The organism is Streptococcus marmotae (assembly GCF_001623565.1).
Taxonomy (GTDB): Bacteria; Bacillota; Bacilli; order Lactobacillales; family Streptococcaceae; genus Streptococcus; species Streptococcus marmotae.
The window spans coordinates 481,965-499,090 of sequence record NZ_CP015196.1 but is presented as its reverse complement, the minus strand read 5'-3'; the positions used below and the strand labels follow the sequence as shown (position 1 = coordinate 499,090).

Sequence of the window (17,126 nt, the reverse complement as noted above, 5' to 3'; positions counted from 1 at the left end):
GGCATTCCAACTGAGTTTATTTTCATTTTTCACTCGTTAAATGATTGAGTAGTAGAAAGGAGTAAGGATGTTTGCAGAAGTTATTGTCGATGTCCCTTTGATGCAGACAGATCGTCCCTATACCTATCGGATTCCGGAAGAGTTTGAAGCGATGATAGAGGTAGGGATGCGGGTTCATGTTCCTTTCGGGAGAGGAAATCGCCTGATTCAAGGAATTGTCGTTGGTTTTGCGGAAGATACAGATACTGAAACGAAGGATATTGTAGAAGTACTGGATTTTTCGCCCGTACTACATGCGGAGCAGTTATGGTTAGCTGATGAATTGCGAAAAACAGTTTTTTCCTATAAAATTTCTCTCCTAAAGGCCATGCTACCCAATCTGCTTAATTCCTCTTATGACAAAGTGATTTCCCAAGGAGTGGGGCTTTCAGACACGGATAGGCAAGCGATTTTTGGGGGCAAAACGAGCGTGCATTTCTCGGATTTGGATATAAAAAAACAGGCACGGGTCATGCGCTTGGTCCAATCTGGGAAAATTCAAGTAGACTATTTAGCAAGGGATAAAAAGCAGGTTAAGACAGAAAAATGGTATCGAGTCTGCTTTGATAAGTTGCGTACTTTTGATGTAGGCAATCGTGCTAAAAAGCGCCAGGCGTTAAAGGAAGAATTACTGGAACAGGCAGAACCTGCTTTGGTGACTCGTTTGCGAGAACGCTACTCAGCGGAAATCATTCGATTTTTTCAAGATAATAGCTTGATTGAAGTGTGGGAAGAAGAAGTCAGTCGTACCAAGGCTTATTTTGAGGGGGTACAAGCTGTCTCCGCTTTGCAGTTAAATAGTGAGCAGGCGATTGCTGTGCGAGAGATTGTTTCAGAAATTGGCCAAGCGAGCAGGACCTATTTGCTAGAAGGAGTGACTGGAAGTGGAAAGACTGAGGTCTATCTACAGGTGATTGATCATGTCCTCAAGCAAGGGAAAACAGCCATTATGCTAGTGCCTGAGATTTCCCTGACACCACAGATGACCAATCGGTTTATTGCACGATTTGGTCAAAAAGTGGCTATTCTTCATTCGGGTTTATCAGATGGTGAAAAATATGATGAGTGGCGAAAGATTGAGCGTGGTGAAGCCCAAGTCGTTGTAGGGGCGCGGTCAGCTATTTTTGCTCCGTTGAAAAATATTGGTGCGATTATCATTGATGAAGAGCATGAAGCAACCTATAAGCAGGATTCCAATCCTCGTTACCATGCGCGTGATGTTGCCAAATTGCGAGCAGACTATCATCGTGCAGTATTGGTACTTGGTTCTGCTACTCCTAGTCTAGAGAGTCGGGCACGGGCTAGTAAGGGGGTCTATGGCCTGTTACTATTGACGAAACGTGCCAATCCGCAAGCGCATATTCCGCCTGTAGAAATTGTTGATTTTCGAGACTATATTGGTCAGCAAGAAGCTAGCAATGTGACACCGGTCTTGCTAGAGAAAATCAAGGAAAAATTAGCCAAAAAAGAACAGGTTGTCCTGATGCTTAATCGCCGTGGGTATTCGTCTTTTGTGATGTGCCGAGACTGTGGTACGGTAGATGAATGTCCGAACTGTGATATTTCTCTGACGCTTCATATGGATACCAAAACGATGAATTGTCATTATTGTGGCTATCAAAAAGAGATTCCACGTCTTTGTCCAAATTGCCAAAGTCGTTCCATTCGCTATTATGGGACAGGCACCCAAAAGGCTTACGATGAATTAGCAGAGCTTTTGCCAGAAGCAAAAATCTTGCGAATGGATGTCGATACGACACGGAAAAAAGGGAGTCACGAGAAAATTTTAACCGCATTTGGCCGTGGTGAGGCAGATATTTTGCTAGGGACACAGATGATTGCCAAGGGGTTGGATTTTCCAAATGTGACTTTAGTAGGCGTTTTAAATGCTGATACAGCCTTGAACTTACCAGACTTTCGTTCTTCTGAGCGAACCTTTCAACTACTCACCCAGGTAGCTGGACGAGCGGGACGAGCTGACAAGGCAGGCGAAGTTGTCATTCAGACCTACAATCCGCAGCATTATGCGATTACCTTTGCAAAAGAGCAGGATTACGAGGGTTTTTATCAGTATGAAATGGGCGTTCGCAGATCGTTGGGTTATCCGCCTTACTACTATACGGTTGGCTTGACCTTGTCGCATCGTTCAGAAGAAATGGTTGTCAAAAAATCGTTTGAGGTCCTCACATTACTGAGGGAAAATTTGAGCGACCAGATTCAGCTACTTGGTCCGACTCCTAAGCCTATTGCCCGAACCCATAACTTGTATCACTATCAGATGATTGTCAAATATCGTAAAGAACCGCAGTTGTCACAAGTGTTAAATCGTGTACTAGACTGGAGTCAGGAAAAGGAAAACCAAGACCTTCGGGTGACGATTGACCATGAACCTCAAAATATGATGTAAGAGAAAGTGGTGGCCCTGTTCGATTTGCAGCTTATGCCAAGGTCGGCTAGTTGGTGATTTTCCGCTGTTTAGCGCGATATTTAAAGGCTTTAAGACAGGGAATTGGTCTAAAAAATGGTATAATAAAATGGATTCTATCGATGGTTAAGAAAATTCTTCAAAGAAAGGGAGTATGTGAATGACAAAATTGATTTTTATGGGGACACCTGATTTTTCAGCAACAGTGCTAAAAGGCTTGTTAGGAGATGCCCAGTATGAGATTCTAGCGGTGGTGACCCAGCCAGATCGTGCGGTCGGCAGGAAAAAGGAAATTCGAATGACACCTGTCAAAGAAGTAGCCTTGGCACATGACCTACCAGTTTACCAACCAGAAAAATTACCTGAAAAATTAGCTGGCAGTCCAGAATTAGACGCATTGATGTCGCTAGGTGCGGATGGCATTGTCACCGCAGCATTTGGGCAATTTTTACCGACTAAACTACTAAATAGTGTGCATTTTGCAGTCAATGTCCACGCTTCTCTTCTTCCCAAATATCGTGGTGGAGCACCGATTCATTATGCTCTTATCAATGGAGAGAGCGAGGCTGGTGTGACCCTCATGGAGATGGTCAAGGAAATGGATGCTGGGGATATGATTGCCAAGCGTGCCATTCCAATTACAGACGAGGACAATGTCGGAACCTTGTTTGAGAAGTTGGCAGTTGTGGGTCGCGATTTACTGCTCGAAAATCTTCCTGCTTATGTAGCGGGAGAGTTAACACCAGAAGCACAAGACCCAAGCCAAGTGACCTTTTCGCCCAATATTAGCCCAGAAGAAGAGCGACTTGATTGGACCAAGACCAATCGACAAATCTTTAATCACATTCGTGGAATGTACCCATGGCCGGTAGCTCATACCTTATTAAAGGGGGAACGCTTCAAGATTTATGAAGCTAGGCTTGTAGAAGGTTCTGGAAGACCAGGGGAAATCATTGCACTTAGTAAAAAGGAATTAGTGGTGGCGACAGGTCAGGGAGCTATTGCTCTAAAAACAGTTCAGCCAGCAGGCAAGCCTAAAATGGGAATTGCAGATTTTCTAAATGGATTTGGCCGTAAACTAGCAGTAGGAGATCGATTTGGTGAATAAAAAAGATACAGCACGATCGCTTGCTTTAAAGGTTTTAGGACAGGTTTTTGACGAAGGAGCCTATTCCAATTTGGCTCTCCAACATGCCTTATCCTCATCGAACTTATCCGAAAAAGATAAGGGACTGGTGACGGAGTTGGTTTATGGGACGGTGATGCGGAAAATCACCTTGGAATGGTATCTGGCACATGTGATTGAGGACCGAGATAAACTGGATTCTTGGGTCTATTACCTGCTCATGATGAGCCTATATCAGATGCTCTACTTGGATAAAATTCCCAACCACGCGATTGTCAACGAAGCGGTCGAGCTGGCCAAAAAAAGTCGTGGGACTGATCGATTTGTGAATGCCATTTTAAGAAAACTAATCGATACGGAATTACCAGACCCTGCGACCATTAAACGGAAAAATAAACGCTTGTCCATTCAATATTCCTTGCCTGTTTGGCTTGTGAAAAAGCTGATAGAGGAATACGGCGAAGAACGGGCTGTCAAGATTTTTGAGAGCTTATTGGTGCGAAATAAAGCGAGTGTTCGTGTCACAAATCCGGATGATTTAGAAGTCCTAAAACAAGAAACAGGAGCAGAAACATCTCTCTTGTCAACGGTTGGTTTGGTCAAATCAAGTGGTCATTTTGCAGGGACATCTGCCTTTCAGGAAGGACGGATTACGATTCAGGATGAAAGTAGCCAACTCGTTGCCCCGACCCTTGCTCTTCAAGGAGGCGAAGAGGTGCTAGATGCTTGTGCAGCTCCTGGAGGGAAGACGACGCATATTGCCAGGTATTTGACCACGGGAACAGTGACAGCTCTTGATTTGTACGACCATAAACTAGCCTTGATTGAGCAAAATGCTAAGCGACTAGGTGTGGCGGATAAAGTCATGACGAAAAAGCTAGACGCTAGAGAAGTTTTTGAAGCATTTGGTGCAGATGCCTTTGACAAAATTTTGGTGGATGCTCCTTGCTCTGGTATTGGGCTGCTGCGTCGTAAACCAGACATCAAATACAATAAGGCAACAGCGGATTTTGCAGCGCTTCAAAGCATACAACTAGAGATACTAGACAATGTTTGTCAAAGTCTTAGAAAAGGTGGTATAATAACCTATAGCACCTGTACAATTGTAGCAGAGGAAAACAGGGAAGTCGTGGAAACCTTTTTAGCGACACACCCTAACTTTAAACAAGTAACATTAGAACATAAAAGAGGAGATATTTTACAGGATGGCTGCATTCTCATCACACCAGAGTTATATGGCAGTGATGGATTCTTTATCAGTCAATTCCAGCGAATATCGTAAGAGGAGGAAATGGACGTATGGAAATTTCATTATTGACAGATGTAGGTCAGAAACGGACCAATAATCAAGACTATGTTAATCGTTATAAGAACCGAGCAGGGATTGATTTGATTGTCTTGGCAGATGGGATGGGTGGTCATAGAGCGGGTCATATTGCTAGTGAGATGGCAGCGACAGACTTGGGCATTTCCTGGGTAGACACCCAAATTCACACCTTGAATGATGTTCGGGAATGGTTTGCGACGATTTTGGAAGCAGAAAATCAAAAGATTCACGAATTGGGTCAGTCTGAAGAATATCGTGGCATGGGGACAACCTTAGAAGCAGTTGTTATCATTGAGAATCAAATGATGTACGCCCATGTCGGGGATTCACGTATCGGTTTGATTCGTGGTGAAGAATACCAACAGTTAACGAGTGATCACTCCTTAGTTGGCGCCTTGGTACGAGCAGGTCAATTGACAGAAGAAGAAGCAAAGCACCATCCTCAGAAGAACTTTATTACCCAGTCTATTGGACAAAGCGAACCTGTTGAAGCAGACATTGCCATCAAGACCCTTGAAGCAGGCGATTACGTACTGATTAATAGTGATGGCTTGACCAATATGGTTTCAAATGAAGATATTCGGGATATTATCTTAAGTGATGTCTCCTTAGACAGCAAGGCGGAAAGTCTGATTCGTTTTGCCAATAATGCAGGAGGAACAGATAATATTACGGTGGCTCTTCTCCATATTACTGAGGAGGAGAGGTAATGATTCAAATTGGAAAGATATTTGCCGACCGCTACCGGATCGTTCGTCAGATCGGCCGTGGTGGTATGGCAGATGTGTATCTGGCAAAGGATCTCATATTAGATGGGGAAGAAGTAGCGGTTAAGGTTCTTCGGACCAATTATCAAACCGATCAGATTGCAGTTCAACGTTTTCAACGTGAAGCGCGTGCCATGGCGGATTTGGATCATCTCAATATTGTCCGCATCTCAGATATCGGTGAAGAAGACGGCCAGCAATATCTAGCTATGGAATATGTTGATGGACTCGATTTAAAGCGGTATATCAAGGAAAATGCCCCCCTATCCAATGACGAAGCAGTACGGATTATGGGGCAGATTCTATTAGCGATGCGAATGGCACATACACGTGGGATTGTTCACCGTGATTTAAAGCCACAGAATGTTCTTTTGACGAGAAATGGAACAGCAAAAGTGACGGACTTTGGGATTGCCGTTGCCTTTGCGGAGACGAGTTTGACTCAAACCAATTCCATGTTAGGGTCTGTTCATTATTTGTCGCCAGAACAAGCGCGTGGGTCAAAAGCCACGGTTCAAAGCGATATTTATGCGATGGGAATCATTCTATTTGAGATGTTGACAGGTCACATTCCTTATGATGGAGATAGTGCCGTGACCATTGCGCTTCAACATTTCCAAAAAGCTTTACCTTCTGTAAGAGCGGAAAATGCTGCGGTACCCCAAGCCTTGGAAAATGTGGTTCTAAAAGCAACCGCAAAAAAGTTAGATGAGCGCTACAAAACAGTAGCAGAAATGTATGCTGACTTGGCTTCAACCCTTTCAACGAGCCGGAGAAACGAGAAACGGGTCGCTTTGGAAGAGGGAAAAGTCGATACGAAATCCTTACCAAAATTAACTTCTTCTGCAGAAGCTAGGCGTCAGAAAGCCCCTGAAAAAACTCATAAAAAGGTAGAGAAAACGGACTCCTCTCCTCAAAAGCTTTCTAAGGTAAAGCGACGGATGAGAATGCGGTACAAGGTCCTGATAAGCGCTATTTTGCTTGTGATTGCAGCATTTGTGGCGCTACTATACAATACTCCAGCAACTGTTACGGTTCCTGATGTAAGAGGCGAAACGGTAGAAATTGCCCAAGAAAAAATTGAGACAGCAGGATTGAAAGTTGGGACAATTATAGAGGAGGCCTCGTCCGATGTAGAAGAAGGTAGAGTTCTGCGGACCAATCCCGCAGCGAATACTTCAAAACTTGAGGGAAACTTAGTTGATATTATTGTAGCAACTAAGGAGTTGATAACTGTACCAGATGTTTCAGGAGAATCAGCTGAAAAGGCACGTAGTGACCTTGAAGCAGCGGGTTTTGAGGTTGACATTAAGCAAGCCTTTAGTGACAAGGTACCAGAAGGGAATGTAATCGAAACAGATCCTAAAGCAAACTCGTCCAAAGCCAAAGGAAGCAAGGTTCTTATGACGGTTTCAAAAGGAGTGGAGGCGGTTGCGATTCCAGGAAACCTAGCTGGTAAGAGCGTAGAGTCTGTGACGCAGGAGCTGAAAAAAGCAGGTTTTTCTGTTGGAACAACCATGGAAGAGTTTAGCGATACGGTTCCTAAAGGCTCTGTTATCCGAACAGACCCTGAAATGGGAGGAAAAATTGCTAAGGGCTCAACAGTAAACCTCATTGTTTCTAAGGGTGCAGCTCCGATTATGCCAGACTTTGGTATCTTGAAAGTCAGCTATGCCGAGGCACGCAGACAGTTACAAAGTCTAGGGCTAAATGTAACAGTTGAAAAGATTGAAGATACGAGCTATGTGAGCGCTAGCGGAGATTTAGTGGTCGGACAATATCCTGCAGCAGGTGATATGATCGATGGAAACGTCACCTTGTATGTTTCCGTAGCTGCGCAACAACCGACACACAGCTCGTCCACTACTCATGCTAGTACGGAAACATCGACTAGTTCGACAGAGACAGCGAGTAATCACTAATACTCGTCAAAAATCAACATCTGACGCCCTTAATTCACCTTGCTTCAACAGTCCGGCGGACTGTTGAAGGTTGGAAATAAGGGTTATGAAATACCCCTCAGCTAACCTCCATTACCTCTGTGGTTTTTAGGAGATAAGCTACGCTAGTTTTATCTGTCACCTTCCACAATTCTCAATTGCAAGGGGCGAGTTGCACTCTTTCTATTTCCAGCCTTCCACAATTCTCAATTGTGGAACCTAGTCAGATATTGATTTTTATAGAATATAACCAGTAAAGGAAGTCAGGTAGTTAGTTGCCTGCTTCCTTTTTCCTACTCCAGAAGGAGGATTTTCACGCAAATTTTGGTACAATAATAGAGAAAGGAATCCGTCCATGAGAAAAGTTCAGTTTTTTTTACTAGTCGAAAGTGTTCTCTTTGTCTTGGCTTGCTTTGATGTACTTGCAAGTGAGAGGGCAAGGGCTATGTTGCTCGTTGCTGGGATTTTGCTGGTGATTTGGTATGCTTTAGGGCGTCAAATCACAAGTGTATTCTTGAGTAGTGCTATCTTGTTAGTCTTTCTGATTTTTGCCCTCAATCCCTACTTTTTACTTGGCGTTCTTTTTATGCTTGTCTATATGTTTATTAACTTCTTTTCGCGCTATGAAAAGCGAAATCAATATACACATATTATCCTCGATGAGCAGACATTAGAAGCCAAAAAAGAAAAAACCAAGTGGTTCGGAAGTCAAAATCATTCTCAGGATTCCTACGGTTTTGAAGATATTAATTTGATTCGCTTGTTTGGTAATGATGTGGTAGATCTAGATGAAACCGTTCTAGTTGGGCGGGACAATATTGTTGTTGTTCGCAAGACCTTTGGAAAAACAAAGATTATCGTACCAATTGATGTAGAAGTTTCACTGTCTGCTTCTAGTATTTACGGTCGTGTCCATTTTCTAGGCTTGTCTTACTGGGATTTGCGCAATGAAAGTTTTGCGATAGCTAGTCCCTATTACAAGGATTCCCATAAACGGGTGAAACTGGTCGTCAATTGCCTATTTGGTGATGTGGAGGTGGTCCGCGTATGATAAAAAAAGGGACTATTCTTCTTCTAGCTTGGTATGCAACCTTGATTGTTCTGGTTGTGTTATCGGCTGTATTTCCCTTACTCCACCAATCCTTATTGGACATCTCTTTATGGACGTCGACAGAGCAGTTTATTTTTACAGTGATTCTGTTGATTATTATCCTGACTTTTTTCCTAGTTGTTTTAGTCCAATCCATTGCCATTGTTGCAACCCAAAGCATGCGGCAGAAAATTCGTGCGATTATCCAAAATAAAAATATTCGCACCTCATCAGAGGATGACCAACTCCTGCTTCAACTATCGGAAAAAGTGCGCGGTTTGACACGTCAGGTTCAACTGATTGATAATCAGGACTTGGTCAAAAAAGAAGAAATTGTTGAAGGTGAACGTCGGAGAATTGCTCGTGATTTGCATGATACGGTCAGCCAAGAATTATTTGCCAGCAGTATGATTTTATCCGGTTTGTCGAGTAGCTTAGAGACGCTACCAGCAGAGACCCTGCAGCAGCAACTTGGCATTGTCAAAGAAACAATTGAAACAGCCCAGCGGGACTTGCGAATCTTGCTTTTACATTTACGTCCTAGCGAGCTTGATGGGAAAAACTTAGTTGAAGGGTTCGAGCTGATTCTACGTGAAGTCAGTGATAAGAGTAGTATTGCTGTCCATTTTCACCATGAAGTAGACACATTACCAACGGCGATTGAAGAACATTTCTTCCGGATTGGTCAGGAGATTATTAGTAATACCTTGCGCCACTCCAAAGCAAAACATCTGGATGTTTACCTTGTCCAGTCAGAACATGAAGTCCAATTAAAAATGACGGATGACGGTGTGGGCTTTGTGAACAGTGATGAACAAGAAGTTAGTTACGGTTTGCAAAACATTCAAGAACGGGTAGAAGATATGGCAGGAACGGTAAAAATCCGTACGGCCCCTGATAAGGGCGTTGCGATTGATATTCGTGTGCCATTATTGAAAGGAAAAGAACATGAGCAAGATACAAGTCTTATTGGTGGATGACCATGAAATGGTTCGTCTAGGATTGAAAAGTTTTTTAAATTTACAAGCAGATATTGAGGTCATTGCAGAAGCAAGCGACGGTCAAGAAGGAATTGCAAAGGCCTTAGAACTAAGGCCAGACATTATTGTAATGGACTTGGTGATGCCTCAGCTATCAGGAGTGGATGCGACCTTGGAAATTCTGAAAGAATGGAAAGAAGCAGTGGTCTTGATATTGACCTCCTACTTAGACAACGAAAAAATTTATCCTGTTTTAAAAGCGGGTGCTAAGGGTTACATGTTAAAAACGTCTAGCGCTGATGAAATTGTCCGTGCCATTCGGAAGGTCTATCAGGGAGAATTGGCGATTGAAACAGAAGTTGAAAAGAAGATGGAGTACCAAAAACGCCATCCTGCCTTGCATGATGGTTTGACAGCACGTGAAAAAGAGATATTGACCTTATTGGCCAAAGGCTACGATAACCAACGAATTGCCGATGAATCCTTTATCTCCTTAAAGACGGTGAAAACCCATGTCTCCAACATTTTATCCAAACTAGCTGTTAGTGACCGAACACAAGCAGTGGTCTATGCCTTCCAGCATGGACTGGTAGCACAAGAACAGGAATCGTGATATAATAAGCAGAGGAGAAAAGGAGAATTATGGACGCAAAATTAAAATATAAAGCAAAGAAAATAAAACTCATTTTCTTTGATATTGACGATACCTTGCGCGTGAAAGATACAGGGTACGTTCCAGCCTCGTTGACGCACGTGTTTCAAGCTCTGAAAAAGAAAGGGATTTTCACTGGAATTGCATCTGGACGTGCGATTTATGGAGTCGTTCCAGAACTAAAAGCTTTAAAACCTGACTATTATGCCATGATCAATGGGAGTTTTGTCGAGGATGCAAAAGGCAGGGTTATCCGCCAAAAAGCTATCCCTGAGGAGCTTGTTAAGCGTTTTGTTAAGTGGACAAAAGAAGTGGGCATTGATTATGGTCTGATGGGAAGAGATAAGTCTACCTTGTCTCATCGAGATGAGCGCATTAGCAAGACTATCGACATTATTTATGAAAATCTTGAAACAGATCCGGATTTTTATCAAGCTCATCCTATTTATCAAATGTGGACTTTTGAGCAAGAAGGTAGGCAAGTAGAACTTCCTGCAGACCTTCAGGAAAATATGCGGAGTGTTCGCTGGGATGCTATTTCGTCTGATATTATTTTAAAAGATGCTTCAAAAGCAGCTGGTATTGCAGCTGTTGTAGAACATCTGGGTTTAAAACCGGAAAATGTCATGGTTTTTGGAGATGGATTAAACGATCTAGAGGCCTTTGACTATGCAGGGATTAGTGTTGCAATGGGAGTTTCCCATCCAGAATTAGAATCAAAAGCAGATTATATTTACAAAAACAGTAGAAGAAGATGGTATTTTTATGCCTTTGGAGGAATTTGGTTGGTAGAAAAAGAAAAAATATTACCCTCAATTAGATGTAGAAAACGTAAAGGGGCACGCGCGCTACCATTAAGACAAATCATGGTGAGTTGCAGCTTCAGTTATTCCCGGAAATTGCCCCCAAAACAGTTGCTAACTTTGTAGCTCTTGCTAAAGACGGTTACTATGATGGTGTCATTTTCCACCGCATTATTAAAGATTTTATGATTCAAGGTGGAGATCCGACTGGCACTGGTATGGGCGGAGAGTCGATTTATGGAGCAGCATTTGAAGATGAATTTTCCATGGAAGTCTTCAATATTCGAGGAGCTCTTTCGATGGCTAATGCAGGGCCAAATACCAACGGCAGTCAATTTTTCATCGTGCAAAACACCAACCTACCCTATGCTAAAAAAGAATTAGAACGTGGTGGCTGGCCAGCTCCGATTGCGGAAATTTATGCCACACAAGGTGGGACTCCACATTTGGATCAACGTCATACAGTCTTTGGTCAATTGCGTGATGAAGCGTCCTATGGTGTTTTAGATGCTATTGCGGCTGTGGAAACAGGTGCGATGGATAAACCTGTGGAAGACGTCGTCATCGAAACAATCGAGATTGAGGATTAAGATGAGAATTGGAGAAAAATTGCGAGGGACCGTAACAGGAATTCAACCCTACGGCGCCTTTGTAGAACTGGAAAATGGGACAACGGGTTTAATCCATATTTCAGAAATCAAGACAGGTTATGTCGATAATATTCGAGATTATTTAACTATTGGGCAACAACTACTAGTTCAAGTTGTTGATGTTGATGAATATAGCAAAAAAGCTAGCCTATCTTTACGAACGTTGGAAGAAGAAAAACAGAAACTGCCACGACCTCACCGCTTCACAAGTGATCGCTATAAAATTGGTTTTGAACCTTTGGCGAAACAACTCCCGCATTGGATGAAAGAAGCAAAAAGTTTTTTGGAAAAACAAAAAGAACAGTAAAAAGAGAAGAGCGACATCATTTCCTTGAAATGGTGTGCTCCTCTCTTTTTTACTTGGTAGGACAGTTGATAAAAGTCTATTTTCTCTTCCCAAAGTTCATAAAAACATATTGCCGTAGTGGTTGACTGTTAGCTTTGTCCACTTGTCGACGAGTATTACCTCTCGTAAAGAGCAGTTGATAGGTATCGTTCACCGTTGTCTGCAAGAATGGCAAGGACTTTTTTTCCTGCACCAAGCTCTTTTGCAACTTCAATAGCAGCGTAGATAGCCGCTCCAGATGAAATACCGACAAGAAATCCTTCTTGTCCCCCAACCGCACGACCAGTCGCTAGTGCATCGTCTGATTTCACACGGATAATATGGTCATAAGAGTCTGTATCTAAGATATCTGGAATAAACCCTGCTGAAATGCCTTGGATTTTATGTGGGCCAGGAGCTTCACCTGATAGAACAGCGGATTCGTCTGCTTCGACAGCATAAACGGCAATAGTAGGATTTGCCTGTTTGAGAGTATGTGATACACCGGTAATCGTTCCACCTGTTCCAATTCCAGAAACGAAGGCATCGAGTCCTGTTGCACCAAATGCTTCTAGAATTTCTTGACCGGTTGTCTCCTCGTGGACTTTCGGATTAGCAGGATTGGCAAATTGCAACGGTACCCAGCCATTTTGCTCCTCAGCTATTTCATGTGCCTTAGCAATAGCTCCCTTCATTCCTTCGCTACCTGGAGTAAGAACAAGTTCTGCTCCATAAGCCTGAATGATTTTCCGACGTTCGATGCTCATGGTTTCAGGCATGACGATAATCACCTTGTACCCTTTTGCAGCTCCGACCCAGGCAAGACCAATTCCAGTATTTCCACTAGTTGGCTCTACAATCGTATCGCCAGGTTTGATGATTCCGTCTTTTTCAGCTTGTTCAATCATGGCTAAGGCAATGCGGTCTTTCACAGATGAACCAGGGTTGAAGGCTTCTAATTTCACATACACATCCGCAGCCCCTTCTGGTACGAGATTGTTTAATTTTACGATAGGAGTCTTTCCAACTAATTCAGTAATGTTTTGATAAATCGCCATAAGGCACCTCCACTTTTTGTTGTTCTTAGTATACTCCTGTATCTAGCCTTTGTAAAATATAAAAAACCTATCGCAACGATAAGAAAAACCTAATTTTCGCCACTTTTTATGGAAACAATAAATAGCAAAAACGTTGATTTATCAAGGTTTGTACCTATCACGATTTGTGAATTATGTGTAACAGGTCGCAAAAATGTCGGGATTTTTATGCCTCGCGAATGCTGTCAATATAGGCATCTGTGACCAATTGGGCGCGTTCGTCTCGGATATGAGTATAGGCGGAAGTAGTCCTAGTTTGAGTGTGTCCAACGTACCGCATGACATCGTATTGGTTTACTCCAGCTATCAGGGCTTGAGTGGTGAAAAAGTGGCGCATAATGTGAGGTGTTACATGGATATTGACTTCGTTACTCACTATTTTAAAGATTTTGTTCATGAATGAAGGTGATTCTAGTTTTAACTTGCCATTTTTAATGCTGATCGTGATATAATCTTTTTCAGGTTTTAGGATAGTGCCAGTGATTTTTTTGACTGTTTTTGCTTCTTTGATGGCATGTTTTAGCAACGATCTTCCCTTCTCATCTAACGATACATAGCGGACGGAGCTTTCTGTTATGGCTTCGAGCCAGTTTTTCTCGAAGAGAAAAAAAGAAAACCACCAGCATAGCTGGTGGTTTTCTTTTTCCTGTTATAATTTAATTGCTCAGGTTAGATAAAGGGGGAGTAAAATAGTCCAGTGGACTATTTTAGCAATGGCTAAAACCAGTTACAGTTTATCACATACTAAATGGATGTGCAAATATCATATAGTTTTCACACCGAAGTATCGCAGAAAATCCATTTACTAGAAAATTAGACAGGATTTAATTGCTATCTTCCGTCATCTATGTCAATACAAAGGTGTTGAAATCATTGAGGGACACATGATGTCAGATCATGTTCATATGCTTGTATTGATGCCACCAAAACTTTCTATTTCCGATTTTATGGGTTATTTGAAAAGTGAAAGCGCTTTAATGATATTTGATAAACATGCTAATTTAAAATATAAGTATGGAAATCGAAAGTTTTGGGTTAGAGGCTACTATGTTAGTACCGTTGGACTGAACGAAAAAACGTTCGCGTCTATATTCGCGAACAGGAGAAAAATGACATTGCACTTGATTCTTGAGTGTCAAAGAGTATGAAGATCCATTTTCAGATGGCAGTTTTAGAACAAGATAAAAGCCCGTTGTGACTAGCATGAGTCAAGTAATTATAGCACTAACCTGAACGAAGTTCAGCGAGCGTCTTTAGACGCCCGCTGGAGGGAAACGGCTTATAGCCGGTGTACAAGCCACCCGTTTTCACGGGTGGTTATGACTTTCGTGCGACCAGCTCCGTTTCGTGTGCGACTGGAACGGCTATCTCGGATATGTAAGATAGCTCGTCCGTCTGTATTAAATTGATAGTCTTTTTAATATTTTTTAGACAACGATATTTTACTAAGACTATCTCTATAAAGCAAAAGAGGCCAGGACAAAAGTGTCCAGCCTTGCTTCTTTTATAGTTTTAATAGTTTGACTTATATCAGTAGTCAGGGGAGTGACTATTGATACCTGAGCCTAGAAATTTGAAAGCGAGGATTGTCGGGTTTGTAAAACGTTGCTAAATCAACATTCTATTAAAGAGGCTAGCGAGCATTTCTTTGCTAGCCCTATTCCCAACCTTTCACAATTCTCAATTGTGGAAGCTAGTCAACCTTGCGGGGGTGAGCGGAAACGAATCCAGTGGATTCGTTTAGCCCGAACCTAGAGATAAAGAAATGAGGTAAATCGATTTCTACGAAATCACGATTTTTGTCGTACTCCCTTTTTCAGATTACTCAATGACCAACATGCCTTCTTTGATTTCAAAGGGTTTGTTTTGGTTGATTCGGTCGTAAAACATGATGCCATTGATATGATCAATCTCGTGTTGGACAACGATAGAGTTGTAACTTTTTAGTTTGAGGCGATGTTTTTCACCATGTTTATCCATATATTCCACGGTCACTCGCGCATGACGAACCACATAACCTTGGACCTCGCGATCGACTGATAAACAACCCTCTCCGTCTGCTAAAGCAGCGTCTTGTATAGAATGAGAGATGATTTTTGGATTGTACATGACAGCTTCTAGATCATAGGCATTAAGGGGAGGATTGCCCTCTTCGTCAGGAGCGTTCGGGACAAGGACGGCAATGATTCGCTTTGAAATATCAAGCTGTGGTGCTGCGAGTCCCACCCCGCCACGAAGCCCCATTTTCTCAGCCATAACAGGGTCCTGTGAGTGTTTGAGGAATTGTAGCATTTTTTCCCCAAGAATCACGTCTTCATCGCTCAAGGGAAAAGACACCTCCTCGGCTACTTTTCGCAAGGTTGGATGGCCTTCGCGAATAATATCGTTCATATCAATTAAGTGACTAGCTTTGGTTAATCGTTCAATTACAGACATAGTATTCTCCTTTTTCTCATTGATAACTATACCATAAATGGGCGTAGAAAGAAAGTTTGATACTTGTCAACCATCAAAATCTGGCGTCGTTCACTCACTTTGCATCAACAGTCCAGCTAACCTTGCTTACCCCTTGCGGTTTTTAGGACACAAGCTAGGCTAGTTTTATCGATCATCTTGGGAGTGAGAGAAAAATCGGTATTTCGCAGAAATCGATTTTGTCGTCTTCGCTTTCCAATTTTTGGGTTCAGGTATAAACAGTCACTCCCCTGACTGTTCATACCCCGCAAGGTTGACGCGGTTTGTAGAATGTTGATTGATCAACGTTTTACAAACCCGACAACTATCAAACTGTTAAATCTATAAGGGAATTGAGCTAGACACTTTTGTCTCAGCCTCATCCTAGTCAGATGTTGATTTTTATAGAGTATGAGGAGTGTTTTTGGCAAATGCAGTTGCTTGTCTGGTGGAAAAATTGTATCATAAAGGAAAAGGAGAGTAGAAGATGCGTTTGGATAAGTTTTTAGTGGAATGTGGCCTTGGTTCACGGACAGAGGTCAAAAAAATCCTCAAGTCAGGCAAGGTTATGGTCAACGAAACCATCGAAAAATCTGCCAAGGCTCAGATTGATGAAAAAGAGGATATTATCACCTATCAAGGACAGGTGTTAACCTATGAAAAATTTGTTTACTATCTCTTAAATAAGCCAAAGGGCGTCATTTCGGCGACGGAAGATGCCAAGCACAAGACGGTTCTTGACCTGCTAGATGATACGGCTCGGCAAAAAGAGGTCTTTCCGGTTGGAAGGCTGGACATCGATACCCATGGTCTCTTGCTCTTGACCAATAATGGGGCACTGGCTCACGAGCTTTTGTCGCCTAAAAAACATGTGGAGAAGCTCTATCAAGCTGAGGTGGCAGGCATCATGACGGCAGAAGACCGCAATCGATTTGCTCAAGGGATAGAGTTGAAAGACTTTACCTGTCAGCCAGCGGATTTGGAGATTATAGAAACGGATGAAAACGAGGAAACATCGCTGGTTCACATCCGTATCGCTGAAGGAAAATTCCACCAAGTCAAGCGAATGGTCGCAGCCTGTGGCAAAGAAGTGACGGATTTACAGCGGCTTAGCATGGGACCCTTGACTTTGGACGATGAGCTCGCTCTGGGAGCCTATCGTAGATTGACTGCCGATGAATTGGAAGCCTTGACTGTCTTTGGAGTGGAATAATAAAAATGGAAGATGTAAAATTCTTCTATTTTTTTGCGATTTAAAATTAGCTATTTTAAAATAGTTGCTTCCATATCTAGTGACAAAAGGTGACAAAAAATCCTAGAATAATGGTATATACTGTAGAAATAGAGGAAGGACAGATTTTCTAGTGACAAAAGGCCTATTTTAAGCAGGTTTTTAAAAAAGTGGAAACGGAAACATCGTTGGTATTATAAGAGTTGTAACTATTCCTTGT

13 protein-coding genes and 2 pseudogenes are annotated in these 17,126 nt (G+C 42.4%); 12 read left to right on the top strand and 3 right to left on the bottom strand.

The window, feature by feature from the left end; translation table 11 throughout:
- Positions 1–67 precede the first annotated feature (67 nt).
- The 10 genes and pseudogenes from A4H00_RS02545 (at position 68) to A4H00_RS02495 (ending at position 12,106) form a co-directional block, all read left to right on the top strand.
- On the top strand, positions 68–2,446 hold the full coding sequence (locus A4H00_RS02545; protein WP_067086906.1) for a primosomal protein N': 2,379 nt from the start codon (positions 68–70) through the stop codon (positions 2,444–2,446).
- 178 nt (positions 2,447–2,624) lie between these two features.
- The gene (fmt, locus tag A4H00_RS02540) at positions 2,625–3,572 is read left to right on the top strand and encodes a methionyl-tRNA formyltransferase (RefSeq protein ID WP_067086903.1); all 948 of its coding nucleotides are present in this window, start codon (positions 2,625–2,627) and stop codon (positions 3,570–3,572) included.
- Entirely contained in the window at positions 3,562–4,872 is a 1,311-nt protein-coding gene (rsmB, locus tag A4H00_RS02535; protein ID WP_067086901.1) for a 16S rRNA (cytosine(967)-C(5))-methyltransferase RsmB, read from the top strand. Before fmt ends, rsmB begins: the two co-directional genes overlap by 11 nt.
- Positions 4,873–4,889: 17 nt before the next feature.
- A complete protein-coding gene (locus A4H00_RS02530) occupies positions 4,890–5,627 on the top strand; it encodes a Stp1/IreP family PP2C-type Ser/Thr phosphatase (protein ID WP_067086898.1) in 738 nt (245 codons plus the stop codon).
- Complete coding sequence (pknB, locus tag A4H00_RS02525; protein ID WP_067086895.1) at positions 5,627–7,606, top strand: Stk1 family PASTA domain-containing Ser/Thr kinase; 1,980 nt, start codon at positions 5,627–5,629, stop codon at positions 7,604–7,606. The genes A4H00_RS02530 and pknB overlap by 1 nt, the downstream gene beginning before the upstream one ends.
- A 373-nt stretch (positions 7,607–7,979) precedes the next feature.
- Positions 7,980–8,675 (top strand): cell wall-active antibiotics response protein LiaF, encoded by a 696-nt coding sequence (gene liaF / locus A4H00_RS02520; RefSeq protein WP_067086893.1) that lies wholly within the window; start codon positions 7,980–7,982, stop codon positions 8,673–8,675.
- Positions 8,675–9,694, top strand: coding sequence for an envelope stress sensor histidine kinase LiaS (locus tag A4H00_RS02515; RefSeq protein WP_067091396.1), 1,020 nt, complete (start codon positions 8,675–8,677; stop codon positions 9,692–9,694). Before liaF ends, A4H00_RS02515 begins: the two co-directional genes overlap by 1 nt.
- Complete coding sequence (locus tag A4H00_RS02510; RefSeq protein WP_067086890.1) at positions 9,663–10,307, top strand: response regulator transcription factor; 645 nt, start codon at positions 9,663–9,665, stop codon at positions 10,305–10,307. Before A4H00_RS02515 ends, A4H00_RS02510 begins: the two co-directional genes overlap by 32 nt.
- Before the next feature lie 29 nt (positions 10,308–10,336).
- A pseudogene (locus tag A4H00_RS02505) lies at positions 10,337–11,739 on the top strand (bifunctional Cof-type HAD-IIB family hydrolase/peptidylprolyl isomerase).
- Position 11,740: 1 nt separating this feature from the next.
- The gene (locus A4H00_RS02495) at positions 11,741–12,106 is read left to right on the top strand and encodes a S1 RNA-binding domain-containing protein (protein WP_067086881.1); all 366 of its coding nucleotides are present in this window, start codon (positions 11,741–11,743) and stop codon (positions 12,104–12,106) included.
- Positions 12,107–12,261: 155 nt separating this feature from the next.
- On the opposite strand, the gene cysK is transcribed toward A4H00_RS02495, so the two are convergent.
- Together cysK and A4H00_RS02485 are read right to left on the bottom strand one after the other, a co-directional pair.
- Positions 12,262–13,182, bottom strand: coding sequence for a cysteine synthase A (gene cysK / locus A4H00_RS02490; RefSeq protein ID WP_067086879.1), 921 nt, complete (start codon positions 13,180–13,182; stop codon positions 12,262–12,264).
- Between the two features lie 205 nt (positions 13,183–13,387).
- The gene (locus A4H00_RS02485) at positions 13,388–13,798 is read right to left on the bottom strand and encodes a site-specific integrase (protein ID WP_082815576.1); all 411 of its coding nucleotides are present in this window, start codon (positions 13,796–13,798) and stop codon (positions 13,388–13,390) included.
- A gap of 136 nt (positions 13,799–13,934) precedes the next feature.
- On the opposite strand from A4H00_RS02485, the pseudogene tnpA reads away from it, so the two are divergent.
- Positions 13,935–14,406 (top strand): annotated as a pseudogene (gene tnpA / locus A4H00_RS02480) (IS200/IS605 family transposase).
- 636 nt (positions 14,407–15,042) lie between these two features.
- Here the strand turns inward: tnpA and def are convergent.
- Complete coding sequence (gene def / locus A4H00_RS02475) at positions 15,043–15,657, bottom strand: peptide deformylase (RefSeq protein WP_067086873.1); 615 nt, start codon at positions 15,655–15,657, stop codon at positions 15,043–15,045.
- A 505-nt stretch (positions 15,658–16,162) separates the two neighbouring features.
- Here def and A4H00_RS02470 point away from each other — a divergent pair.
- A complete protein-coding gene (locus A4H00_RS02470) occupies positions 16,163–16,888 on the top strand; it encodes a pseudouridine synthase (RefSeq protein WP_067086870.1) in 726 nt (241 codons plus the stop codon).
- Positions 16,889–17,126 lie beyond the last annotated feature (238 nt).